Origin of the sequence: Rhodopseudomonas palustris, assembly GCF_034479375.1 — a bacterium.
In the GTDB taxonomy this organism is placed as follows: domain Bacteria; phylum Pseudomonadota; class Alphaproteobacteria; order Rhizobiales; family Xanthobacteraceae; genus Rhodopseudomonas; species Rhodopseudomonas palustris_M.
The window spans coordinates 4231688-4254817 of record NZ_CP140155.1; the positions used below are offsets into that span (position 1 = coordinate 4231688).

Consider the following 23130-nt stretch of genomic DNA (forward strand, 5'->3'; position numbering starts at 1 on the left):
TGGGTCGCGGCCAACGACGCGGCGACGGTCGAAAAGGGATTTCGTTGTGCAGCACCGCGCCGCCCCGCGCAAGCCGCCTCTCCGATCCGACACGAGACGAAAGATCATGCGTCCTGCGGCGCCCAGGGTTTGGCGTCGGCGGCGTTCTCGGCCGCGTTCTTCGCCTTGTCGGAAACCGGCGCTTCGCCGATCACGGCGGCGAGCGCGCGCAGCGCTTCCGGAACGCCCGCGCCGGTGATGCCGGAGATCAGCAGCGGCGTCTTCTTCGCGGCGCGCTTTAGCCGGTCCTTCTGCTTCTTCAGCTCGTCCGGCTCGACCGCGTCGATCTTGTTCAGCGCCACGATCTCGATCTTGTCGGCGAGCGTCTCGGCATAGGCATCGAGTTCGCCGCGCACCGTCTTGTAGGCCTTGCCGGCGTGCTCGCAGGTGGCGTCGATCAAATGCAGCAGCACGCGGCAGCGCTCGACATGGCCGAGGAAACGGTCGCCGAGGCCGGCGCCTTCATGCGCCCCCTCGATCAGTCCGGGAATGTCGGCGAGCACGAATTCGCGGCCGTCGGCGTTCACCACGCCGAGCTGCGGATGCAGCGTGGTGAACGGATAGTCGGCGATCTTCGGCTTGGCGGCGCTGACCTTGGACAGAAACGTCGATTTGCCGGCGTTGGGCAGGCCGACCAGGCCTGCGTCGGCGATCAGCTTCAGCCGCAGCCAGATCCAGCGCTCCTCGCCGGGCAGGCCGGGATTGGCGTGGCGCGGGGCGCGGTTGGTCGACGACTTGAAATGCGCGTTGCCGAAGCCGCCATTGCCGCCCTCGGCCAGCACGAAACGTTCCCCGACCTTGGTGAAGTCGTGGATCAGCGTTTCCTTGTCCTCGTCGAAAATCTGGGTTCCGACGGGCACTTTCAGCACGATGGCCTTGCCGTTGGCGCCGTGGCGGTCGCTGCCCATGCCGTTGACGCCCTTTTGGGCCTTGAAGTGCTGCTGGTAGCGATAGTCGATCAGCGTATTGAGGCCGTCGGCGGCCTCGACCACGACGTCGCCGCCGCGGCCGCCATTGCCGCCGTTCGGCCCACCGAACTCGATGAACTTCTCGCGGCGGAACGCCACACAGCCGTTCCCGCCGTCGCCGGAGCGGATGTAAACCTTGGCTTCATCGAGGAATTTCATGGCGCTATCCGTATCGTACAGGGAGGGGGCGCGGCAACAACTCGATGGCCGGAAGCGCGTCGCTGTTGCCGTGCGGCGTTTTGCGTGGGGCTCTGTCGACCGTCGGCCTTGCGCCGCCGCGAGCCGCCGCGCCATAAGCGCCGCGGTCGAGCTGTTCCGGTTCGCAAGGTACCAGAGCCAGATATGGGGTTGTTCCGCAGAATCTCCATTGGCCCCGGCGAACATGGTGCGCAAGCGGCCGGCATTGCCCTGATGCTGCTGGCGATGCTGGCGTTCTCCTTTGCGGACGCGGTCGGCAAGAAAGTGGTGGCGACCTATCCGGTCGGCGAATTCCTGCTGCTGCGGGCGCTGGCCGGTCTGGTGCTGCTCGCGCCGCTGATCTGGCGGCAGCGGGCAGCCTTCACCCGGCTGGAGCGGCCGGGGCTGCAACTGGTGCGGATGCTGGTGTCGGCTTTCGAGGTCGCGGCGTTCTTCCTCGCCACGGTTTATCTGCCGCTCGCCGACGTCATCACGTTCTATCTGGCCTCGGCGCTGTTCGTGTCGGTCGGCGCCGCCTTGTTTCTCGGCGAGACCATCGATCGGGCGCGGTCGATCGCGATCCTGGTCGGCTTTGTGGGCGTGCTGATCGCGTTGCAGCCGTCGCCCCAGACCATGAGCTGGCCGGCGCTGATCGCGATCCTCGCCAGCGTGCTGTTCGCGGCGCTGATGCTGATCACCCGGTTCCTGCGGCGGACGCCCGAGATCGCGCTGGCGTCGCAGCAATTCGTCGGCACCGCGCTGCTGGGCTCGGCGCTGCTGGCGCCGTCCGGCTGGATCGCGCCGCCGCCGTCCGACTGGATCTGGTTCGTGCTTGCGGGGATAGGTTCGGCAGCGGGGCTGTTGTGCGTCAACCGCTCGCTGCGGTTGGCGCCGGCGAGCGTCGTGGTGCCTTACCAGTACACGATGATCATCTTCGCGGCCGCGCTCGGCTGGCTGTTCTTCGGCGACGTGCCGACGCTGTCGACACTGGTCGGCGTCGTCGTCATTGTCGGCGCGGGACTGTATCTCGCGCTGCGCGATCGCAAGGCGCCGGACGAGCCGCCGCCGCAGACGAACTGACGCCCGTTACTCGGCGTTCATCAGTTTGAGGCCGGTGAAGCGCGCGTTGAGTTGGCGGGCGCGTTCGCGCCGGTCCTCTGCCAACAGGCGGCGTTCGCGCGCTTCGAATGCCTCGAGATCCCGAAGGATCTGATCCTCGACATTGGCGACGGCAATCAGTTCGGCGTGGTCGGACATGGCAAGCTCCCTGTTCGTATCCGGAAACTCTTCTGGACTCGCCACATCCTACCGGCGAGCTGATTAAGGCCTGATGCTCCGGCGGTGTCCGCCGGAGGAAACCGGGTCTCGTCGTTAAACATCTGCGAACGGGCGAGAGCGCCCGGACATCAGATTCCGAAGCGGCGGTCGAGATCGACGAACCGGAAGCTCAATTGCTCGGTGTGCTCCTGCTGCTCGGCGACGCGAAGCGCGCGTTCGCACTTTTCGATCGCGTCGGCGTTGTGCTTGATGCCGTCGGCGATGTCGTGAGTGAGGATGGCCTGGATGTAGCGTTGGGTCAGCATGTCGAACTCCTTGTTTGCGGAGCTCTTGCTAAGCGACTGCGGCGGCGCTGCGTACTCGTGATCGCCCCAGCGGATGCGGCGCTGGTTAAGTATCTCTGGCGGCAAAGCGGCGACTTGCAACGATCCTTGCCGGATCACGAACCGCGGCGGCCGGGATATGCCCGGCCGCTCGCGTCTCGCGCGTCAGCGGCTGCGCCGGGTCTTGCCCCAGCTCTTCAGCGACGACCACACGCCGCGGGTCAGGCGGAAGCAGTCGACCGGGGTCGACGAGCCGATCGCCTCCATGCGATGCAATTCGACGCCGGTCCACTGGAAGCCGCACTTCTCGAGGACGTTGCGCGATGCCGGATTGACGACGCGCGCCGCCGAGACCATCTGCCCGATCGCGTGTTCCTCGAAGGTGAAGTCGATCACCGCACGCGCCGCCTCGGTGGCATAGCCGTTGCCCCAATGCGCGACGCCGAGCCAGTAGCCGAGCTCCGGCGCGTCGCGGTCGCGCCAGTCGACGCCGACCATGCCGACCGGCTCGAAATCCGCTTCGATCAGAAACACGGTCTCGTGGTCCTGCCCGAGCGAGGTGACGAAGCGCGCGGCGTCGTCGCGCGTATAGGGATGCGGCAGCCGGCGGGTCATCTCGGCGACCCGGCGGTCGTTGGCTAGGCGCGCGATGGCGTTGACGTCCGCGAGAGCCGGTTTGCGCAGCGTCAGCCGCCCGGTCTCGAGGACGCAAGGTCTCGGCTCTCGCAACGAGGGCGTGTGGGTCGGGATTTCCTGCAACATGGCGGGCTCCTGAATGCGCTTCTGAACATGCACGCAAAACGAAAAGGGGAGGCCGGTTATCCCGCCTCCCCTGGAGCCCTTTTTGTGCTCCGCCGGTTTGACAGGACCGGCGGACACACGATCAGTCCACCGTCTATTCAGCCGCCTCCGCCGCGATCGGGAGTACCGATACGAAGGTGCGGCCGTTGCCTTTGGCGCGAAACTCGACATGGCCTTCCACCTTGGCGAACAAGGTGTGATCGGTGCCCATGCCGACATTGAGGCCGGGGTGCCAAGTGGTGCCGCGCTGACGCGCAATGATGTTGCCGGGGATCACATGCTCGCCGCCATAGGCCTTGATCCCGAGGCGCTTGCCCGCAGAATCACGCCCGTTGCGCGATGAACCGCCCGCTTTTTTATGAGCCATAGCCCGTCTCCAAAATTCCGAGTGATCTCTAGACCGATTCCGTCAGGGAATCATCTCACTTTTTGTTTGTATCGCGGTCGCTGCCTTATTCGGCAGCGTCCGCTGCAGGAGCCGGCTCGGCCTTGACGCGCTTCGGCCGCGGGCCGATCGAGGGCGACTTGCCGTCGGCGAGGATCTCGGTGATCCGCAGCACCGTGATCTCGTCGCGATAGCCGCGCTTGCGCTTCGAATTCTTGCGGCGGCGCTTCTTGAACGAAATCACCTTCGGGCCGCGCTTGTGGTCCAGCACTTCGGCGGCGACGCTGGCGCCCGCAACCATGGGAAGACCGAGCTGGGGCGTGTCGCCGCCGAGCATCAGAACTTCGCCGAGCTGCACGATCGTGCCGACTTCGCCTTCGATCTTGCCTACTTCGAGAACATCATCCGGAACGACACGGTATTGCCGGCCGCCGGTTTTGATGACTGCGAACATCGTTTTCATCCTTCGTGTTCGATCCCAGCCTCGGGTGAACCGGGCCGGCTTTTTGTTCAGTCGTTGCGGGTTGCGACCTGAATGGTCGCTTGAATCCGTGTGAATGGCGTGGCCCTCTGACGGGGCTTCGGCGCTGGTCACACAAAGCAAATCGGCGCGGGACCTGCCCACGCCGGGTGCGGGACTTATAGCCTCGGGTCGCCTCAAGTCAAGGCGGAAGCGGCGAAAAGCCGAGTCCGTGCAAGGGGAAGTGGGTGATCGCCATGTCGCAGGGCGGTGCAACCAACGGGTTCCCGGATCGTTGTCACCCGGTTTTCACACCGGGGAAACGAGCAATGGCCGAGGACACGCTGACCACCACCAACGCCGGCATCGCCGCTCACGGCGCCGCGCGGCTGCCGTCGGTCGACGTCGATACCTATAATATCGAGCTCAAGGATGACGATGGATTTCTCGGCGACCGGGCCAGCAAGGGCGCATTCCAGCGCATGCTCGACGCCTCGCGCAAGCCGCTGCGCAAGAATGGCGACGATCCGCTGGGCAAGAAGCCGACAGAGGAGATTTCCAAGGGGACGCTCGAAGATGCTGTGAACGGCGATGACCTCCACGCCGCGGCGCTGGTGCACGGCGCAATCGAGGAATTCGCCCAGGAACTGGCCTATGTCACCCGCCGGTTTCTCAAGACCAAGGCCTGGGCCGATACCGAGTGCATCGTGGTCGGCGGCGGCTTCCGCCAGGGCCGGGTCGGGGAACTGGCGATCGCCCGCACCGACATCATCCTCAAATCCGAAGGGTTGAAGATCGATCTGGTGCCGATCCGGTTCGATCCGGACGAAGCCGGGCTGATCGGCTGTCTGCATCTGGCGCCATCGTGGATCTTCGAGGGACACGACAGCATTCTGGCGGTCGATATCGGCGGCTCCAACATCCGCTGCGGCGTGGTCGAAACCGGCTGGAAAAAGGCAAAGGACCTCTCGAAGGCGTCGGTCTGGAAGGTCGATCTGTGGCGCCATGCCGAAGACGAGCCGACCCGCGAAGGCGCGGTGAAGCGACTGACCAAGATGCTGAAGGATCTGATCGCGGCCGCCGAGAAAGAGGGCTTCAAGCTCGCGCCGTTCATCGGGATTTCCTGCCCCGGCGTGATCAACGCCGACGGCACCATCGAGAAGGGCGCCCAGAACCTGCCGGGCAATTGGGAAAGCAGCCGATTTCACCTGCCGCGCAGCTTGATCGAGGGCATCCCCACCATCGGCGACCACGACACCGCGATCCTGATGCACAATGACGGCGTCGCCCAGGGGTTGAGCGAAGTGCCGTTCATGCAGGAGTTCGAGCGCTGGGGCGTGCTGACCATCGGCACCGGCCTCGGCAACGCCCGCTTCACCAACCGCAAGGCCAAAGACAAGGGCAAGAAAGACAAGGCCAAAGACGACAAGGGCAAGGACAAAGACAAGGACAAGGACCGCAAGGACAAGGAGAAGGCCTGAGTCGCCGACACCGGGAATCAAGTCCGGCCGCCTGCACCCCAAAGGCTTGCGCTTGAGGGGGTCGGCATGGGCCCGGCCAGGCCCCACCGGGATCCCCACCCCCAACCGGCTCTGCCGATCCGTCCGAGGGCGCTTTGCCCCGGTTAGGTCGGTGCGGCCGGCTCGAGACCTGCGCCGGCTTGTTTATCCGCGCGGCCTCACCTAGAACTCCGCCCGACCAGTTGCGGGATCATTCCCGCTTTCGCCGCGGAGAGGTGGCAGAGTGGTCGAATGCACCGCACTCGAAATGCGGCATAGGTGCAAGCCTATCGGGGGTTCGAATCCCTCCCTCTCCGCCACGTCTTCTGACGTCTCGAAAAACCCCTGAAAATAAAGGTTTTCTCACACGCTTGTGGGTGGTGGTGGGAGCCCCGGGGGGGTAGCCCAAATCCCCTACGGATTCTGCCGCTGAACAACAGCTTCGTTGGACAGGATTGCAGACACTTTCAAAGTGGCTCGAAGTCGCGAGCTTCTCGCAAGGATGTCCGCAGCTCGCTGCACCGACCGCCGATGTAGTTGGTTGGAAGGCAGCCGCCGGCAGTGGGTCGATCGTTGGATGGGCAGGGGGCCGAAACCCTTCAAGGGTTGAGGTTGCAGATGGCTGGCCGTCATTGGCGCAATTCGCGCTGGGGACAATCCGCGTTCACTTCGGCCGCGGGCCGGCGACGGCGCCGCGCATGAACCGCCTGACGTGGTCGACGATCACCGGATCGAGTTCGGCCGGCACCGGCGTGCCGTACACGTATCTGCGGATCGCGATGTAGAAGATCTGGCCGTGCAGGCCCCAGATCGCTTCCTGCTCCAGCTCGGTGATCTTCGCACCGGCGCTTATGTCACCGGGATCGCAATCGGTCAGTTCGGCGTGAGCTGATGTGTTCGTGGTTCACGCGATCATGAGGCAATCCGTCGCGGATGACGGCGCGAAAGCCTCACCCCGAGCGGAATTGTGATAGTGTTCACGCGAGCGATTTGATATTCGGGCCGCATGGAACAGTCGACACCCACCGGTGCATCGAAAAAGCAGGCGGGCGATTTGCGCCGTTGCCTGCTGATGTTCATTGCGTTTGTCTACCTGTTCGTGGGCGTCGCTCATGAGATGTCCTGCTTCGATCAAGCCGTCGCATCCCCTGTTGGAATCGAAAAGGTGTCGAACTCGTCGGGCCACGATTCATCGCCTGCCGAATTGACGCTCTGCGACCATTGCCCGACCTGCATTCCCGCGCTGGTGCCCGCGCCGGTAGTAGCAGACGCTCTAGGCGGTCTGCCGAGCTCGATCACGATGTCGGTCGCATCGTTTTTCGCCGCCGATCACGCGTGGTTCGACTCTCCCCCACCTAAATCTCTGACCTGAACGTAATCGCTGGGCGCATCGCGCCCTGACTCCGTCGTTCGTTAGGTCTTCCCATGCTTTCGAAACACGCAACGCGTCTAGCGTGCGTGACGTCTTTGCTGGCAGGTTTACTGCAGGCAGACGCCGCGCATTCGCAGACCCTCACCATGGGGGCGGCGCTTCAGCGCGCGCTCGCGACCAATCCACGTCTGACGGCTGCCGAGCGCGACATCGGCATCGCCCGCGGACAGCGGATCCAGTCCGAAGCGCTGATCAATCCGGAGGTCTCCTTCGAACAGGACGACGCCTTCGGATCGGGCGCGTATCGCGGTACACGCTCGGCCGAGACCACGCTGCAGATCAGTCAGATGTTGGAGCTTTGGGGCAAGCGCGATGCGCGCATCGCCGCGGGGCAGGCCGGTCTCGATCAGGCCGGGATCGAGCGGCAGGCGGTGAGGCTCGAAGTGCTGGGCGAGACCGCGATCGCGTTCCTGAATGTGCTCGGCCTGCAGCGAAGGATCCAGATTCTCGAAGAGCTGGTCAGTTCGATCGACCGGATCACCCCGCTGTTGCAGCGTCGCGTCGAGGCCGGCGCGTCGTCCGTCGCGGAAACGGGACGCGCGGAAGTCGCCTCCGCCCTCGTCAAGGCCGACCGGGAGCGAACGAAGTCGTCGCTCGCGACCGCGCGTCGCGAACTTGCGATCCTGATGGGCGACTCCGCGCCGAAGTTCGGCACCTTGTCCGGACGGCTGGACGTGACGGGGCGGCCGCCGGCGTTCCAGACGGTCGTCGCCGCCATCGATGCCAATCCGCAACTGGTGCGGTGGACGGCCGTCTATGCGCAGCGGAACGCCCAGCTGATTCTGGCGCGCCTCAAGCCCTATCCGGACGTGACGGTCTCCGCAGGCTGGCGCCACTACAACTCGACGGGCGACGACGCTGCGCGGCTGTCCGTGTCGATCCCGATCCCCGTATTCGACCAGAATCGGGGCAACATCCTCTCTGCCCAAGAGAGCCTCGCGAAGACCGCGGCCGAGCGGAAAGCGAACCGCAATATGCTGATTGTCGTGGCCGGACGTGCCTACGACACGCTCCAGGGATCGCTGCGCGAACTCGTCATTCTGCGCGAGACCGCGATCCCGAAGTCGAAGGACGCTTCGGATGCGATCTTCGAGGGCTACGGTCAGGGGCGCTACTCGCTTCTCGAAGTGCTCGACGCGCAGGCGAGCGTCGCCCAGGCGCGGCTTCGCGAACAGGAAGCCCAGCAGAATTTCCACGTCGCCGTCGCCACCATCGAGGCGCTTGTCGGCAATCCGTTTGCTCTGGCGCGGGGGAGCGCACGATGAAGAAGCCCCTACTCATGATCGTCGGCGCCATCGCGGTTCTGGCGGCAGCAGCTTTTCTCTACCCCAACGCGCCGAGCGGCAACGCGGCTCCGCCGGGCAAGGATGCCAAGCACGGCGAGAAAGGCCATGACGAAGGTCATGGCGCCGAGGGTGTCGTCGAGATGACCGACGCCAAGGTCGCCGCCGCGGGAATTGAGATCGTGACGGCTGCGCCCGCGACGCTGCACGATTCCATCATCCTCAACGGCATTCTGCAGCCCAACCAGGAGGCGCTCGTCCAGGTGACACCCCGGTTTCCGGGTGTGGTCCGCGAGATCAAAAAACGCATCGGCGACTCCGTCGAGAAGGGCGAGCTTCTGGCCAAGATCGAGAGCAACCAGAGCCTGAGCGTCTACGAGATGCGTGCGCCATTCTCCGGAACCGTGATCGATCGACAGATCTCGCTCGGCGAATATGCGTCCGAGCAGAAGCCCGCCTTCGTGGTCGCGGACATTTCGACGGTCTGGGTCGATCTTTCGGTCTACAGGCGCGATCTGCCCCGCGTTCGTTTGGGCGATGCGATCCTGATCGATGTCGGCGACGGCGGCGACCCCATCAAGGCGGAACTGTCCTACGTGTCCCCGGTCGGCAGCGCCGATACCCAGAGCGCGCTTGTCAGGGCCGTCGTGGCGAACGACGGCATGCGCCTTCGCACCGGGTTGTTCGTCTCGGCCAGGCTGATCCTGTCGGCAAAGCAGGTGCCGGTCGCCGTGAAGGGCTCGGCGCTGCAGACGGTGGAGAACCGCAACGTGGTCTTCGTCCGTAGCGGGGAGAAATTCGAGGCGCGCGACGTGGAGATCGGATCTCGCGATTCCGAGAACATCGAGATCGTCTTCGGTGTGATGGACGGCGACAAATATGCCGCCAGGAACAGCTTCGTCGTGAAGGCGGAGCTCGGCAAAGGCGAAGCGTCCCATGACCACTGACCTGTCCCCGCACGACCGCTGTCGTCTTGGGAGCAACGTGACGCGATGATCAACGCCATCCTCGATTTCTCCATCCGGCAGCGCTGGTTCGTGATGATAGGGGTGCTGGCCGTGGCGGCCTTCGGCGCCTGGAATTTCACGCGCCTGCCGATCGACGCGGTCCCGGACATCACCAACGTCCAGGTCCAGGTCAACGTCGAGGCGGCGGGCTATTCGCCGCTCGAGGTCGAGCAGCGCATCACCTTTCCGGTCGAAACGGGAATGAGCGGCATCCCGAGCCTTCAATACACGCGTTCGATATCCCGCTACGGCCTGAGCCAGGTCACGATCGTGTTCAACGAGGGGACGAACATCTATTTCGCCCGCCAGCAGGTGAGCGAGCGCCTGCAACAGGTGAAGGATCAGTTGCCGACGGGCATCGAGATATCAATGGGGCCGATCTCGACCGGGCTCGGCGAGATCTACACTTTCGCGCTCGATGCCAAGCCGAACGCCAGGAATGCCGACGGCTCTGCGGTGACGCCGATCGATCTGCGCACCGTCCAGGACTGGATCGTCAAGCCGCAGCTCCGCACGGTCCCGGGTGTGGTCGAGGTCAACACGATCGGCGGCTACGAAAAGCAGTTCCACGTCCTGCCGGACCCCAGCAAGCTGATGGCGTACCGCCTCGGCTTTCGCGACGTCATGACGGCGCTCGCGGCCAACAATGCGAATGTCGGTGCCGGCTACATCGAGCGAAACGGCGAACAGTATCTGGTCCGCACTCCGGGGCAGGTCGCGGACGTCGAAGACATCGGCCGCGTGGTGATCGGTTCGCGCGGCGGGGTGCCGGTTCGAATCGGCGACGTCGCCGACGTGAAGATCGGAACCGACCTGCGCACCGGCGCGGCGACGCTCGACGGCAGGGAGACGGTTCTCGGCACTGCCATGCTTCTCGTCGGCGAGAACAGCCGGACGGTGTCGCAGCGCGTCTCCGCCAAGCTCGACGAGATCGGGAAATCGCTTCCGGAAGGCATCTTCGCGAAGGTCGTCTACGACCGGACCAGGCTCGTCGATGCGACCATCGCGACCGTCGAGAAGAACCTCGTCGAAGGCGCGCTGCTGGTCGTCGTGATCCTGTTTCTCATCCTCGGGAACTTCAAGGCGGCGATTGCCACGGCGCTCGTCATCCCGCTGTCGATGCTCATCACCATCACGGGGATGGTCGAAACCAAGGTCAGCGCCAACCTGATGAGCCTCGGCGCGATCGACTTCGGCATCATCATCGACGGCGCTGTCATCATCGTCGAGAACTGTCTGCGGCTTTTGGCCCGTGAGCAGCAGAGGCAGGGGCGCCTGCTGACCCGCGACGAACGCTTCGCGACCATTCTTGCAGGCTCCCGGGAGGTCATCAAACCGAGCCTGCTCGGCACGTTGATCATCGCGGTCGTGTACCTGCCGGTGCTGACGCTGACCGGGGTGGAAGGGAAGATGTTCACCCCGATGGCGCTCACCGTGCTGATGGCTCTCGCCGGCGCGTCGATCCTCTCCATGACTTTCGTGCCGGCGGCGGTCGCGCTGCTGGTGACGGGCAGGGTGACGGAGAAGGAGAACTTCTTCATGCGCGGTGCGCGGAGGATCTATCTGCCGCTGCTCGGGCTGTCGATCCGCTTCCGCGGGGCCGTCGCGGCCGTCGCGGTCGCGCTCCTGCTGATCACCGGCTACGTCGCCTCCCGGATGGGCGGCGAGTTCATCCCGAGCCTCGACGAAGGCGACGTCGCCATGCACGCGATGCGCATTCCCGGCACCAGCCTGACACAAGGCGTCGATATGCAGCTCCGGCTGGAGAAGGCGCTCCTGCAGCTACCCGAAGTCAAGGAGGTGTTCTCCAAGCTCGGTACTTCCGAGGTTGCGACGGATCCGATGCCACCGAACGTGGCGGACACCATCATCATGTTGAAGCCGCGCGCCGAATGGCCCGACCCGACGCGGAGCAAGGCGGATCTGGTCGCGGCAATCGAGAAGCAGGCCGAGACGCTGCCCGGCAACGTGTACGAACTGACGCAGCCGATTCAGATGCGGTTCAACGAACTGATCTCGGGCGTCCGCAGTGACGTCGGCGTGAAGATCTTCGGCGACGATCTCGACAGACTGCTGGAGATGGCGGGGCGGGTCGAGACCGTGCTGCGCGGGATTTCGGGCGCCGCCGACGTGAAAACCGAGCAGGTCTCGGGTCTGCCGGTTCTCACGGTGAAGCTTGACCGTTCGGCTCTGTCCCGTCTCGGGTTGAGCGTCCAGGAGGTCCAGAGCGTCGTCGAGACCGCCATCGGCGGGAAGAACGCCGGGCTCGTCTTCGAGGGTGACCGGCGCTTCGATCTCGTCGTCCGCCTGCCGGAACAGATGCGCTCGGACTTGGAGGCAATCAAGAATCTGCCTGTCCCTTTGCCAGCGGTCGATACGCCCTTCGCCGCGACGAGGGCGTCGTATAGCAACTCGCCGTTGACTCAGATGCGCTACACGCCGCTATCGGCGGTCGCCAGCATCGAAGTCGCGCCGGGACCGAACCAGATCAGCCGCGAGAATGGCAAGCGCCGTATCGTGGTGACCGCGAACGTCCGCGGCCGCGACCTCGGCTCGTTCGTCGGCGACGCCCAGAAACAGGTCGCGGAAAAAGTGAAGCTGCCGGCGGGCTACTGGATCGGTTGGGGAGGCCAATTCGAGCAGTTGGTCTCGGCGACCAAGCGCCTGACCATCGTTGTCCCGGTAGCTCTGGCGCTGATCCTCCTGTTGCTGTTCATCAGTCTCGGATCGGCGGCCGACGCGGCGTTGGTGTTCAGCGGGGTGCCGCTGGCGCTGACGGGAGGCGTGGCGGCGCTGGTACTACGCGACATTCCGATGTCGATCAGCGCGGGCATCGGTTTCATCGCGCTTTCGGGCGTCGCGGTACTGAACGGCCTAGTGATTGTCTCCTTCATCGAGCGGCTACGCGTCGAGGGAATGAACATCGTCGAAGCCGTGCGGGAAGGCGCGCTGACGCGCCTGCGGCCCGTCCTGATGACCGCGCTCGTCGCATCACTCGGGTTCGTCCCGATGGCCATCGCCACCGGCGCCGGCGCCGAGGTGCAGCGGCCGCTCGCGACCGTGGTGATCGGCGGGATCATCTCGTCGACTATCCTCACGCTTCTCGTCCTTCCGGCGCTGTACGTTCTGTTCCGCCGGGAATCGCCGCCCTCCATCGGGGCGGCGTCCGTTCAAGCCACCAAAGGAGTCCTCTGAATGAAGAAGATACTGCTCGTCGCCTCCGCGGTTCTGTTGGCCGGATCGGCATTCGCCCAGCATGTCCATCAGAAAGGCCCCAACGGGGGCGCGATGGAGGATGTCGCCGGCGTGCATGTGGAGATGGTCGCCACCGGCCGCACGATCTCGTTCAACGTCTACGACGAATCCAACAAGCCGATCTCGACCAAGGGGTTTTCCGGATCCGCATTGCTGACGTCCGACGGTGACCGGGAGACGCTGACGCTGGTTGCCACAGATAACGCGCTGAAGGCCGAAGCAAAGAAGGACATCCCGAAGGGCGCAGCCGTCTCGGTGACGCTCAAGGCCGCCGACGGCAAATCCGGCCAGGCCAAATTCAAGAACTAAGCCATTGCAAGATCAAGGAGCGCTGTTGCGCAGCGTGTTCGATTCGATGTCAGCGAGCGTCACGCTTGCCTGCATGGCGAAGGATCGGCCTGGGGCAATGCCGATGCCGCTTCCGCGCCCGTCACGAACGCTGTTTCGTGCCGCGAGTACTTCTCGGCGTTCCTCTTCCGGACCGTCAGAACGAGTCGGGCTGTTTGAATCGGGTCCATCCACGCCTGTCTTCAGGGATCGGCAGCATCCAGGACCGAATCGGAATCACCGATGCCGCTTCGCCACGATGAAGGAATCGCCTCTCACCGGACGCGCCTGCTCGGCAGAAGCAGAATATGACATAAGCGGCCGCGCCGATGCGCGGACCGCGGATGTCGCGCCGCCGGTTTGCGACGGCCGGTTACCGATACTCTTCCGATTCCCGCAGGCCGCTGATCCACAGCGCCAGGATGGTGACGACGGCGCCGGACAGCAGATAGGCGCCGGACGACAGCAGGCCGAAATCGGTGGCGAGCAGTAGCGCCACCAGCGGAGCGAAGCCGGCGCCGAACAGCCAGGCGAGGTCTGCGGTCAGCGCCGACGCGGTGTAGCGATAGGCGGTGCGGAAGCTCGAGGCGATCACGCCGGAGGACTGGCCGAACGACAGCCCGAGCAGGATGAAGCCGAGAATCATATAGACCGTCTCGCCGGCCGGGCCGGCATCGAGCAATTGCGGAGCGAAGCCGCTGAACACGGCGATCGCGATCGCCGAGCCCAGCAGCAGCGGCTTGCGGCCGATGCGGTCGGCCAGCATGCCGGACACGATGATCGCCACCACGCCGAACATCGCGCCGATGGTCTCGATGATCAGGAACCGGACCGGGCTTTCGCGGGTGAACAGGAACACCCAGGACAGCGGGAACACCGTGACCATATGAAACAGGGCGAAGCTCGCCAGCGGCGCGAACGCACCGATGATGATGTTGCGGCCGTCGTGGCGGACCGTGTCGAGGACGCGGCCGGGCTGCAATTCGCGGCTTTCGAACAGCGACGAATATTCCGGCGTCACCACCATGCGTAGCCGCGCGAACAGCGCCACGACGTTGATGGCGAAAGCGACGAAGAACGGGTAGCGCCAGCCCCAACTGAAGAAATCCTCGGACGACAGATGCCCGGTGAAATAGGCGAACAGGGCACTGGCGACGATCAGTCCGAGCGGTGCGCCAAGCTGCGGCACCATCGCGTACCAGCCGCGCTGCTCCTTCGGAGCGTTCAGCGCCAGCAGCGACGCCATCCCGTCCCAGGCGCCGCCCCAGGCCAGGCCCTGCGCCGCGCGCGCCAGCGCCAGCAGCCAGATCGAGGCGGCGCCGATCTGGGAATAGCCGGGCAGGAAGGCGATCGCGACCGTGGCGGTGCCGAGCAGCAGCATCGCGCTGATCAGCTTGGCGCTTTTGCCGTAGCGGCGGTCGATCGCCATGAAGATCACGGTGCCGAGCGGCCGCGCGATGAAGGCCACCGCGAAGATCGCGAACGAATACAGCGTGCCGGTCAGCTCGCTGACGAACGGGAACACCAGCCGCGGAAACACGATCACCGACGCGATCGCATAGACGAAGAAGTCGAAGAATTCGGCGGTGCGGCCGATGATGACGCCGATCGCAATCTCGCCGGGTTTGGCCTGCTTGTGCGCCGGATCAGAGCCAAGTCCCGCGGTCGTCGTGTCTGTCATCGCGCTCTGCCGTTGTGAAAACTGAGGAATTTAATGCGATCGCCTCTCAATGGCACCGCGATCCTGCCTCTGTTTGAGCGGTGATCCCGCACCGCAACATTGGACAAATTGTCCAATGTCCCGATTGCTGCGCCGCAGCTAGGCCCTGCGTTGCGAGACATTCTCATTCTCAAAGGGCGGAACGTTGGCACGTCTCAAAATCCTGGCTCTGCTACCTTTGGCGGCACTGTTGAGCGGCTGCAACTTCGTGGTGATGGCGCCGGCCGGCGACATTGCCGTGCAACAGCGCGATCTGATCGTGATCTCGACGGTGCTGATGCTGCTGATCGTTCTGCCGGTGATGGCGCTGACGGTGTGGTTCGCCTGGCGCTACCGGCACTCCAACGACGCGGCGCAATACGATCCCGACTGGGACCATTCGACCGGCCTCGAACTGGTGATCTGGTCGGCGCCGCTGGCGATCATCATTTGTCTCGGGGCGATCACCTGGATGGGCACGCATCTGCTCGATCCTTATCGCTCGCTCGACCGCATTGCCCATGATCGGCCGATCGACCGCGCCCAGACCCCGCTCGAGGTCAATGTCGTCGCGCTCGATTGGAAGTGGTTGTTCATCTATCCGGAATACGGCGTCGCTTCGCTCAACGAACTCGCCGCGCCGGTCGACCGCCCGATCAATTTCCGGATCACGGCGTCGTCGGTGATGAATTCGTTCTACATCCCGGCGCTCGCGGGGCAGATCTACGCGATGCCGGGCATGGAGACCAAGCTGCACGCGGTGGTCAATCATGCCGGCAAGTACAAGGGTTTCTCGGCGAACTACAGCGGCGCCGGCTTCTCCGGCATGCACTTCGCGTTTCACGGGCTCGACGATGCCGGATTCGAGCAATGGATCGCGCGCATCAAGGCGAGCCCCGACGCGCTGGGCCGCACTGAATATCTGGTGCTGGAGAAGCCCAGCAGCAACGAGCCCGCCCGCGGCTTCGGCAAGGTCGACAGCGATCTGTATCGCGCCATCCTCAATATGTGTGTCGAGCCGGGCAAGATGTGCATGAGCGAGATGATGGCGATCGACGCGCGCGGCGGCAACGGCATGGCCGGCCTGCGCAACACGCTGCCGCTCGCCTACGACAAATACGCCCGCCGCGGCACCGCGCTCGGGCCGGAGCCGAGCTTCGTCGCCGGCACCTGCACCGTCGACGAGCCGCAGGGCCGCGTCACGGCCGCGGTCCGGGACGGCACGCCGCTGCTCGGCGCCGGGCTGAAGCGTCCGGCGCTGCTCACGCCGCTCGGGTCGTCCACCTCCTTGCCGTTCGGCTCGACGTCGAAATCCGAGTCCTGAGGGATCGCATGCTCACCAATCCTGATATCGTCAAAGCGATCTTCGGCCGGCTGACGCTGGAGTCGCTGCCGCTGCACGAGCCGATCGTCGTCCTCACCTTCGTCGCGGTTGCGATCGGCGGCGCCGCGCTGGTCGCCGGCCTGACCTACTTCAAGCTCTGGGGCTATCTGTGGCGCGAGTGGTTCACCACCGTCGACCACAAGCGCATCGGGATCATGTACATGATCCTCGGCATCGTCATGCTGCTGCGCGGCTTCGCCGACGCGGTGATGATGCGGCTGCAGCAGGCGATGGCCTTCGGCGGCTCCGAGGGTTACCTCAACGCGCATCACTACGATCAGGTGTTCACGGCCCACGGCGTGATCATGATCTTCTTCGTGGCGATGCCACTGGTCACCGGACTGATGAACTACGTCGTGCCGCTGCAGATCGGCGCCCGCGACGTGTCGTTCCCGTTCCTCAACAATTTCAGCTTCTGGATGACCACGGCCGGCGCCGTGCTGGTGATGATCTCGCTGTTCATCGGCGAATTCGCGCGCACGGGCTGGCTGGCCTACCCGCCGCTCTCGAACATCGGCTACAGTCCGGACGTCGGGGTCGACTACTATATATGGGCGCTGCAGGTCGCGGGTGTGGGCACGACATTGTCGGGCGTCAACCTGATCTGCACCATCGTCAAGCTGCGGGCGCCCGGCATGACGATGATGCGGATGCCGATCTTCACTTGGACCTCGCTTTGCACCAACATCCTGATCGTCGCGTCGTTTCCGGTGCTGACGGTGGTGCTGGCGCTGCTGTCGCTCGATCGCTACGTCGGCACCAATTTCTTCACGAACGACTTCGGCGGCAACCCGATGATGTACGTGAACCTGATCTGGATCTGGGGCCATCCGGAGGTCTACATCCTCATCCTGCCGGCCTTCGGGATCTTCTCCGAAGTCACCTCGACGTTCTCCGGCAAGCGGCTGTTCGGCTACACCTCGATGGTCTACGCCACGGTGGTCATCACCATCCTGTCGTATCTGGTGTGGCTGCACCATTTCTTCACGATGGGCTCGGGCGCCAGCGTCAACTCCTTCTTCGGCATCACCACGATGATCATCTCGATCCCCACCGGGGCGAAGATGTTCAACTGGCTGTTCACGATGTATCGGGGCCGTATCCGCTACGACCTGCCGATGATGTGGACGATCGCCTTCATGCTGACTTTCGTGATCGGCGGCATGACCGGCGTGCTGCTCGCGGTGCCGCCGGCCGATTTCGTGCTGCACAACAGCCTGTTCCTGGTCGCGCACTTTCACAACGTCATCATCGGCGGCGTGGTGTTCGGTGCGTTCGCCGGCATCGCCTACTGGTTCCCGAAGGCGTTCGGCTTCAAGCTCGACGTGTTCTGGGGCAAGGTCTCGTTCTGGTGCTGGGTGGTCGGCTTCTACCTCGCCTTCATGCCGCTGTATGTGCTCGGCCTGATGGGCGTCACGCGGCGTCTGCGGGTGTTCGACGATCCGAGCCTACAGATCTGGTTCATTATCGCAGGCTTCGGTGCGTTTCTGGTCGCGGTCGGCATCGCCGCGTTCCTGATCCAGATCGCCGTCAGCGTGATGCGTCGCGAACAGCTCCGCGACGTCACCGGCGATCCGTGGAACGGTCGCACGCTGGAATGGGCGACGTCGTCGCCGCCGCCGGACTACAATTTCGCCTTCACGCCGATGGTGCGCGACTCCGATGCGTGGTGGGACATGAAGCGGGCCGGCTACCAGCGTCCGCTCGAAGGCTTCAAGCCGATCCACATGCCGAGCAACACCGGCACCGGCATCATCCTCGCCGGGCTCAGCACGATGATGGCGTTCGGCCTGATCTGGTACATCTGGTGGCTGGCGGCGATCTCCTTCATCGCGCTGCTCGCCGTCGCGATCGGCCACACCTTCAACTATCACCGCGACTTCCACATCCCCGCCGATGAGGTCGTTCGCGTCGAGGACGAGCGGACCCGTCTGCTCGCCGCGGGAGCCAAGCCATGAGCGTCGCCGTCGCCACCCCTCAGGCCGCCGAGCCGGTGTTCCACGTCGTCGACGAGCACGCGCATCCGGAAGGCGCGAGCACGATGCTCGGCTTCTGGATCTATCTGATGAGCGATTGTCTCATCTTCGCGATCCTGTTCGCGACCTATGGCGTGCTCGGCGGCAACTACGCGGCCGGCCCGGCGCCGAAGGACCTGTTCGATCTGAAGCTGGTCGCTCTCAACACCGCGATGCTGCTGATGTCGTCGATCACCTACGGCTTCGCGATGCTGACGATGGAGAAGCGCCAGGTCGGCGCGACGCAGATGTGGCTGGCGATCACCGGCCTGTTCGGACTCGCCTTCCTCGGCATCGAACTCTACGAGTTCCACCACATGATCCATGAAGGTGCGACGCCGCAGCGGAGCGCCTTCCTGTCGTCGTTCTTCACGCTGGTCGGCACCCACGGCCTGCACGTGACGTTCGGCATCATCTGGCTGGTGACGCTGATGACGCAGGTCGCGCGCAGCGGCCTGATCGAAGCCAACCGCCGCCGGCTGATGTGCCTCAGCATGTTCTGGCACTTCCTCGACGTGGTGTGGATCGGCGTGTTCACCTTCGTCTATCTGTTGGGAACCTTGCGATGAGCATCAATTCCGCCCCCGTCGACGCGCACGGCCACGACCACGGCCAGGAGGCCCACGAGGCCGCGCATGCCCATGGTACGTTGAAGAGCTATCTGATCGGCTTCGGACTGTCGGTGGTTCTCACCGCGATTCCGTTCTGGCTGGTGATGGGCGATGTGCTCGGCAACAAGCAGGCGACCGGCCTCGTGATCATGGCGTTCGCGGCGGTGCAAATCGTGGTGCACATGATCTACTTCCTGCACATGACCACCTCCGCCGAGCAGGGCTGGACGATGATGGCGCTGATCTTCACCATCGTGATGGTGGTGATCGCGCTGGCCGGTTCGCTGTGGGTGATGCACCATCTCACCACCAACATGATGCCGGCCCACGACATGATCCGGCGCTGAGGACGGCGCCATCGTGACGCCCGACAGCGATCCGGCAACCGGCGGCCGCGAATTCGCGCGGTGGCCCTCGCTGTGGCTGACGATCCCGGCGATCGCCGGCGTGATCGGATTGATCGCGCTCGGCGTCTGGCAGATCGAGCGGCGCGCCTGGAAACTGGCGCTGATCGACCGGGTCGAGCAGCGCGCTCATGCCGCACCCGCATCGTTGCCCCCCGTGGCGTCCTGGCCCGCGGTGACCGCCGCCCGCGACGAATATCGACGGGTGACCGTGACCGGCCGCTTCCTGCACGACCGCGAGACGCTGGTGCAGGCCGTCACCGATTTCGGCGGCGGATTCTGGGTGATCACGCCGCTGCACGCCGACGACGGCCGCAACGTTCTGATCAATCGCGGATACGTTCGGCCAGACCAGCGGGACCGTGCGACCCGACGGGACGGCGAGCCGTCCGGCGAGGTCACGGTTAACGGTCTGTTACGCGTGACGGAACCCGGCGGTGGCTTCCTGCGCCACAACGACCCCGCCGCCGACCGCTGGTATTCGCGCGATGTCGCGGCGATCGCGCAGACGCGAAGCGTCGAGAATATCGCGCCTTTCTTCATCGACGCCGACGCTTCGCTCGACGCCGACGGGCAGCCGATTGGCGGACTGACCGTGATCCGGTTTCCCAACAACCACTTGATCTATGCGCTCACGTGGTTTTGCCTGGCATTTATGCTGGCGGGCTGGCTTGGTGTCGTCGTCTTCGGCGGCAGATTTCCCCGCCGCAAGGGCGGCGGCCGCGGACCGGGCGAAGCGGCGCATTCCGCCCTCGTAACAGGATCACATGCTGGACCGATCTCCGGGCATCGCTGACGACAAGGACGGCTGGACGTTGCGGGACAATGCGTCCTGGCCCGCTCCCGGCGGCCAGCCCGGTGCGCCTCGCCCGAGCGATGGCGGCACACCTCTGCCGATCGACGCTTCGCCCGCCGACGATGCGACCGACCGCAAGAACATGGCGCTGCTGATCCAGCTCCGCTGGACCGCGGTGATCGGGCAGATCGTCACCATCGGGGCGGTGCATTCGTGGCTCGGTGCCCCGCTGCCGATCGTACCGATGGGCGCCGTCGTGCTCGGGCTGGTCGCGCTCAACATCGCCAGCCTGGCGTGGATGCGCTATCGCATCGCGATCAGCAATCGCGATCTGCTGGTCGCGCTGATCCTCGATGTCGTCGCGCTGACGGCTCTGCTCTATCTCAGCGGCGGCATCACCAATCCGTTCACATCGCTGTATCTGCTGCAGGTGACGCTCGGCGCCGTGCTGCTCGACAGCCGTTCGAGCTGGTCACTGGTGGCGGTCGTGTTCACCGCGTTCCTCTGGCTGACCGAAGCGTCGCGCCCGCTGGTGCTGCCGCCGGCCGCGGGCGACCCGGTCAATCTGGCCGTCGCCGGCATGCTGATCGGCTTCGCGCTGAACGCGGTGCTGCTGGTGGTGTTCGTCACGCGAATTCATCGCAATCTGCGCGAACGCGACGCGCATCTGGCGGCGTTGCGTCAGCACGCCGCCGAGCAGGACCACATCGTGCGGATGGGTCTGCTCGCCTCCGGCGCCGCGCATGAGCTCGGCACGCCGCTGGCGTCGGTCTCGGTCATTCTCAGCGACTGGCGCCGGATGCCGCAGATCACGGCCGATCGCGAACTCGCCGAAGACCTCACCGAAATGGAGACGGCGCTGAAGCGCTGCCAATCGATCGTGACCGGGATTCTGGTTTCGGCCGGCGAGGCGCGCGGCGAGGGGTCGTCGCCGACCACGGTGTCGGCGTTTCTGTCGGCGCTCGTCGAGGAATGGCAGAATGCGCGCTGCAAGACGACGCTGCACCTCGTCAACGCGTTCGGGGAAGACCTGCCGATCGTTTCCGACGTGACGCTGAAGCAGGCGATTTTCAACGTGCTGGACAATGCCTTCGAGGTTTCGCGCGACTGGATCGAGCTGTTCGCCGAACGCGACGGCGACAATCTGGTGCTGTCGATCAGCGATCGCGGTCCCGGCTTTCCGAAGGACATGCTGACGCAGATCGGCAAGCCGTATCAGTCGAGCAAGGGCCGGGCCGGAGGCGGTCTCGGCCTGTTCCTGGTGATGAATGTGGTGCGCAAGCTCGGCGGCTCGATGACGGCCGAAAACCTCCGCAACCGCGGCGCCAAGGTCAAGCTGGTGCTGCCGCTCTCGACGCTGGCGATCGGAGACCAATTTGATTGAAGAACGCTCGTTGATCGTCGTCGAGGACGACGCCGGATTCGCCCGCACGCTGAAACGCTCGTTCGAGCGTCGCGGCTACGAAGTCGTGCACGCCTCGACCATCGACGAGGTGCGCGACGCGTTGGACGAGCGTTCGTTCGGCTACGCCGTGGTCGACCTCAAACTCGGCGGCGCCTCTGGGCTCGCCTGCGTCGAACTGCTGCACGCTCAGGACCCGGAGATGCTGATCGTCGTCCTGACCGGCTTCGCCAGCATCGCCACCGCGGTCGAGGCGATCAAGCTCGGCGCCTGCCACTACCTCGCCAAGCCGTCGAACACCGACGACATCGAGGCCGCGTTCCGCAAGGCCGAGGGCAACGCCGACATCGCGCTGGCGAGCCAGCCGACCTCGATCAAGACGCTGGAATGGGAACGCATCCACCAGACCCTGATCGAAAGCGAGTTCAACATCTCCGAAGCCGCGCGGCGGCTCGGCATGCATCGCCGGACCCTGGCGCGCAAGCTCGAAAAGCGGCAGGTCAGGTAGGCGTAGCATCCCGGCCTGAGCCCTCAGGCTGTCCGGTCGCTGCCCGCAATGGTCGGGGGCGCCGCGCCGGTCTCATCGACATGCGCCAGCGCGCTGAGGTCGAAGGCCTCGCCGCGGATCTGCGAGAGCGTTGCCAGCGCGCGGTCGCGGTCGCCTTCCAGCAATTCGCCGAGATGGGTCACGGCCGCATTCGGCCGGCGCTGCCGGATCGCCTTCAGCGTCGCCGCCATCAGGTCGGCGCTGAGCCGCCGAATCTCCGGCGTCTGATAGTCCAGCGGCGACTTCCAGATCGTCGTCCACACGGTCTGATCGGCGAGGTCGGTGAGCAGTTCGACCAGCAACTGATTGCCGGAGCCGCGCGCAATGGTCTTGACCGCCCGCGTCGTGGTCCGCGCGAAGGCGATCGGATCGTCGGGCTCGACCTGCGCCTTCAATTCCGCGCAGCGTCGCGCGAGCGTGTCGATGTAGCTCTCGACCGGCGTGGTCGCCATGGTCCGCACCGCCAGCATCGACAGCGCGGTGCGGACGTTGAACAGATCGGCGACTGATTTCAGCGACACCGGCTTGATGTAGGCGCCGCGCCGCGGCAGCAATTCGACCAGCCGGCGACGTTCGAGAATCCGAATCGCTTCGCGGATCGGCCCGCGACTGACGCCGAAGTCGCGCGCCAGATCGAGTTCGACGAGGCGCTCGCCCGCCTTGCGTCGGCCCGAGACGATCTCGGCGCCGAGTTCTTCGGCGACCTGGTCCGGCAGCGTGCGCGGCGCGAACCGCCGCTCGTGGGTGCCGTCACTCCCGGTCGCCGGCCTGCGATACGTCGCTGCCACGATGTCCCCCGCCACTCTCGTCTCTTCCGCCACGCGGACAAAGTAGTCCAATTGTCAATTGTTGACAATTGACAATCGATGGCCTTTGATCGGCGTGTATCGCGCACCGCAATCGGCCGACCGCCGGCCCGCGATGCACCGTACCGACGCAGATCGGACGGATGGGAGGATCAGTTGTGACGATGTCCGCGCCGAAACACGTTCGCCACCAAGACCCCCGGGATGACGCGTCGCTCCGTGTCGAACGTCT

Annotated in this window: 23 protein-coding genes and 1 tRNA gene; 16 read left to right on the forward strand and 8 right to left on the reverse strand. The window is 64.9% G+C overall.

Annotated features, from left to right (window positions below):
- Positions 1–104: 104 nt before the first annotated feature.
- Positions 105–1166 (reverse strand): GTPase ObgE, encoded by a 1062-nt coding sequence (obgE, locus tag SR870_RS19140; protein ID WP_322515100.1) that lies wholly within the window; start codon positions 1164–1166, stop codon positions 105–107.
- Positions 1167–1349: 183 nt separating this feature from the next.
- Here obgE and SR870_RS19145 point away from each other — a divergent pair, with 183 nt between their 5' ends.
- The gene (locus SR870_RS19145) at positions 1350–2264 is read left to right on the forward strand and encodes a DMT family transporter (RefSeq protein WP_322515101.1); all 915 of its coding nucleotides are present in this window, start codon (positions 1350–1352) and stop codon (positions 2262–2264) included.
- A gap of 6 nt (positions 2265–2270) precedes the next feature.
- Here the strand turns inward: SR870_RS19145 and SR870_RS19150 are convergent, their stop codons facing one another.
- The 5 genes from SR870_RS19150 to rplU form a co-directional block, all read right to left on the reverse strand.
- Entirely contained in the window at positions 2271–2441 is a 171-nt protein-coding gene (locus SR870_RS19150; protein WP_322515102.1) for a hypothetical protein, read from the reverse strand.
- Positions 2442–2590: 149 nt separating this feature from the next.
- Positions 2591–2767 (reverse strand): hypothetical protein, encoded by a 177-nt coding sequence (locus SR870_RS19155; RefSeq protein WP_322515103.1) that lies wholly within the window; start codon positions 2765–2767, stop codon positions 2591–2593.
- A gap of 183 nt (positions 2768–2950) precedes the next feature.
- A complete protein-coding gene (locus SR870_RS19160; RefSeq protein WP_322515104.1) occupies positions 2951–3547 on the reverse strand; it encodes a GNAT family N-acetyltransferase in 597 nt (198 codons plus the stop codon).
- A gap of 133 nt (positions 3548–3680) precedes the next feature.
- Positions 3681–3953 carry a 50S ribosomal protein L27 gene (rpmA, locus tag SR870_RS19165; protein ID WP_322515105.1) on the reverse strand — a complete coding sequence of 91 codons (273 nt, stop codon included), beginning with the start codon at positions 3951–3953 and terminating at the stop codon, positions 3681–3683.
- A gap of 85 nt (positions 3954–4038) precedes the next feature.
- The gene (gene rplU, locus SR870_RS19170; protein WP_322515106.1) at positions 4039–4425 is read right to left on the reverse strand and encodes a 50S ribosomal protein L21; all 387 of its coding nucleotides are present in this window, start codon (positions 4423–4425) and stop codon (positions 4039–4041) included.
- A 335-nt stretch (positions 4426–4760) separates the two neighbouring features.
- Between rplU and SR870_RS19175 the strand changes: the two genes are divergently transcribed.
- The 8 genes from SR870_RS19175 to SR870_RS19210 all read left to right on the forward strand — a co-directional run bounded on the left by SR870_RS19175 (position 4761) and on the right by SR870_RS19210 (position 13216).
- Complete coding sequence (locus SR870_RS19175; protein ID WP_322515107.1) at positions 4761–5912, forward strand: ROK family protein; 1152 nt, start codon at positions 4761–4763, stop codon at positions 5910–5912.
- Positions 5913–6160: 248 nt separating this feature from the next.
- Positions 6161–6250, forward strand: a tRNA-Ser gene (locus tag SR870_RS19180).
- Between the two features lie 392 nt (positions 6251–6642).
- The gene (locus SR870_RS19185; protein WP_322515108.1) at positions 6643–6822 is read left to right on the forward strand and encodes a hypothetical protein; all 180 of its coding nucleotides are present in this window, start codon (positions 6643–6645) and stop codon (positions 6820–6822) included.
- A 114-nt stretch (positions 6823–6936) separates the two neighbouring features.
- On the forward strand, positions 6937–7302 hold the full coding sequence (locus SR870_RS19190) for a hypothetical protein (RefSeq protein WP_322515109.1): 366 nt from the start codon (positions 6937–6939) through the stop codon (positions 7300–7302).
- Positions 7303–7355: 53 nt separating this feature from the next.
- Positions 7356–8627, forward strand: a complete 1272-nt coding sequence (ihpA, locus tag SR870_RS19195; RefSeq protein ID WP_322515110.1) for a divalent metal ion exporter subunit IhpA — start codon at positions 7356–7358, stop codon at positions 8625–8627.
- Positions 8624–9592: a divalent metal ion exporter adaptor subunit IhpB gene (gene ihpB, locus SR870_RS19200; protein WP_322515111.1), complete on the forward strand. Its 969-nt coding sequence runs from the start codon at positions 8624–8626 to the stop codon at positions 9590–9592. The genes ihpA and ihpB overlap by 4 nt, the downstream gene beginning before the upstream one ends.
- 45 nt (positions 9593–9637) lie before the next feature.
- Positions 9638–12847, forward strand: a complete 3210-nt coding sequence (locus tag SR870_RS19205) for a CusA/CzcA family heavy metal efflux RND transporter (RefSeq protein WP_322515112.1) — start codon at positions 9638–9640, stop codon at positions 12845–12847.
- A complete protein-coding gene (locus tag SR870_RS19210; protein ID WP_322515113.1) occupies positions 12848–13216 on the forward strand; it encodes a hypothetical protein in 369 nt (122 codons plus the stop codon).
- Between the two features lie 391 nt (positions 13217–13607).
- Here the strand turns inward: SR870_RS19210 and SR870_RS19215 are convergent, their stop codons facing one another.
- A complete protein-coding gene (locus SR870_RS19215) occupies positions 13608–14915 on the reverse strand; it encodes an MFS transporter (RefSeq protein WP_322515114.1) in 1308 nt (435 codons plus the stop codon).
- Between the two features lie 184 nt (positions 14916–15099).
- Between SR870_RS19215 and cyoA the strand changes: the two genes are divergently transcribed.
- From cyoA to SR870_RS19250, 7 genes are read left to right on the forward strand one after another with little or no spacing between them, the layout of a single operon-like run.
- Positions 15100–16257, forward strand: coding sequence for a ubiquinol oxidase subunit II (gene cyoA / locus SR870_RS19220; protein WP_322515115.1), 1158 nt, complete (start codon positions 15100–15102; stop codon positions 16255–16257).
- A gap of 8 nt (positions 16258–16265) precedes the next feature.
- On the forward strand, positions 16266–18275 hold the full coding sequence (cyoB, locus tag SR870_RS19225; protein ID WP_322515116.1) for a cytochrome o ubiquinol oxidase subunit I: 2010 nt from the start codon (positions 16266–16268) through the stop codon (positions 18273–18275).
- A complete protein-coding gene (gene cyoC, locus SR870_RS19230) occupies positions 18272–18901 on the forward strand; it encodes a cytochrome o ubiquinol oxidase subunit III (RefSeq protein WP_322515117.1) in 630 nt (209 codons plus the stop codon). The genes cyoB and cyoC overlap by 4 nt, the downstream gene beginning before the upstream one ends.
- Complete coding sequence (cyoD, locus tag SR870_RS19235) at positions 18898–19290, forward strand: cytochrome o ubiquinol oxidase subunit IV (RefSeq protein WP_322515118.1); 393 nt, start codon at positions 18898–18900, stop codon at positions 19288–19290. The genes cyoC and cyoD overlap by 4 nt, the downstream gene beginning before the upstream one ends.
- Positions 19291–19303: 13 nt before the next feature.
- Entirely contained in the window at positions 19304–20143 is an 840-nt protein-coding gene (locus SR870_RS19240) for an SURF1 family protein (RefSeq protein WP_322515119.1), read from the forward strand.
- Entirely contained in the window at positions 20115–21527 is a 1413-nt protein-coding gene (locus SR870_RS19245) for an ATP-binding protein (RefSeq protein ID WP_322515120.1), read from the forward strand. Before SR870_RS19240 ends, SR870_RS19245 begins: the two co-directional genes overlap by 29 nt.
- Positions 21520–22053 carry a response regulator transcription factor gene (locus SR870_RS19250; RefSeq protein WP_011439137.1) on the forward strand — a complete coding sequence of 178 codons (534 nt, stop codon included), beginning with the start codon at positions 21520–21522 and terminating at the stop codon, positions 22051–22053. The genes SR870_RS19245 and SR870_RS19250 overlap by 8 nt, the downstream gene beginning before the upstream one ends.
- A 23-nt stretch (positions 22054–22076) precedes the next feature.
- Here the strand turns inward: SR870_RS19250 and SR870_RS19255 are convergent, their stop codons facing one another.
- A complete protein-coding gene (locus SR870_RS19255) occupies positions 22077–22883 on the reverse strand; it encodes a GntR family transcriptional regulator (protein WP_416221173.1) in 807 nt (268 codons plus the stop codon).
- Positions 22884–23130: the final 247 nt, after the last annotated feature.

What these genes read in the sequence shown, in the direction of transcription:
- cyoB (WP_322515116.1), top strand. Translation starts at nt 16,266, where the DNA reads ATGCTCACCAATCCTGATATCGTCAAAGCGATCTTCGGCCGGCTGACG.
- SR870_RS19175 (WP_322515107.1), top strand. Translation starts at nt 4,761, where the DNA reads ATGGCCGAGGACACGCTGACCACCACCAACGCCGGCATCGCCGCTCAC.
- ihpB (WP_322515111.1), top strand. Translation starts at nt 8,624, where the DNA reads ATGAAGAAGCCCCTACTCATGATCGTCGGCGCCATCGCGGTTCTGGCG.
- cyoD (WP_322515118.1), top strand. Translation starts at nt 18,898, where the DNA reads ATGAGCATCAATTCCGCCCCCGTCGACGCGCACGGCCACGACCACGGC.
- SR870_RS19145 (WP_322515101.1), top strand. Translation starts at nt 1,350, where the DNA reads ATGGGGTTGTTCCGCAGAATCTCCATTGGCCCCGGCGAACATGGTGCG.
- obgE (WP_322515100.1), bottom strand. Translation starts at nt 1,166, where the DNA reads ATGAAATTCCTCGATGAAGCCAAGGTTTACATCCGCTCCGGCGACGGC.
- SR870_RS19210 (WP_322515113.1), top strand. Translation starts at nt 12,848, where the DNA reads ATGAAGAAGATACTGCTCGTCGCCTCCGCGGTTCTGTTGGCCGGATCG.
- rplU (WP_322515106.1), bottom strand. Translation starts at nt 4,425, where the DNA reads ATGTTCGCAGTCATCAAAACCGGCGGCCGGCAATACCGTGTCGTTCCG.
- SR870_RS19245 (WP_322515120.1), top strand. Translation starts at nt 20,115, where the DNA reads ATGCTGGACCGATCTCCGGGCATCGCTGACGACAAGGACGGCTGGACG.
- SR870_RS19150 (WP_322515102.1), bottom strand. Translation starts at nt 2,441, where the DNA reads ATGTCCGACCACGCCGAACTGATTGCCGTCGCCAATGTCGAGGATCAG.
- ihpA (WP_322515110.1), top strand. Translation starts at nt 7,356, where the DNA reads ATGCTTTCGAAACACGCAACGCGTCTAGCGTGCGTGACGTCTTTGCTG.
- SR870_RS19155 (WP_322515103.1), bottom strand. Translation starts at nt 2,767, where the DNA reads ATGCTGACCCAACGCTACATCCAGGCCATCCTCACTCACGACATCGCC.
- SR870_RS19205 (WP_322515112.1), top strand. Translation starts at nt 9,638, where the DNA reads ATGATCAACGCCATCCTCGATTTCTCCATCCGGCAGCGCTGGTTCGTG.
- SR870_RS19215 (WP_322515114.1), bottom strand. Translation starts at nt 14,915, where the DNA reads ATGACAGACACGACGACCGCGGGACTTGGCTCTGATCCGGCGCACAAG.
- cyoC (WP_322515117.1), top strand. Translation starts at nt 18,272, where the DNA reads ATGAGCGTCGCCGTCGCCACCCCTCAGGCCGCCGAGCCGGTGTTCCAC.
- rpmA (WP_322515105.1), bottom strand. Translation starts at nt 3,953, where the DNA reads ATGGCTCATAAAAAAGCGGGCGGTTCATCGCGCAACGGGCGTGATTCT.
- SR870_RS19190 (WP_322515109.1), top strand. Translation starts at nt 6,937, where the DNA reads ATGGAACAGTCGACACCCACCGGTGCATCGAAAAAGCAGGCGGGCGAT.
- SR870_RS19160 (WP_322515104.1), bottom strand. Translation starts at nt 3,547, where the DNA reads ATGTTGCAGGAAATCCCGACCCACACGCCCTCGTTGCGAGAGCCGAGA.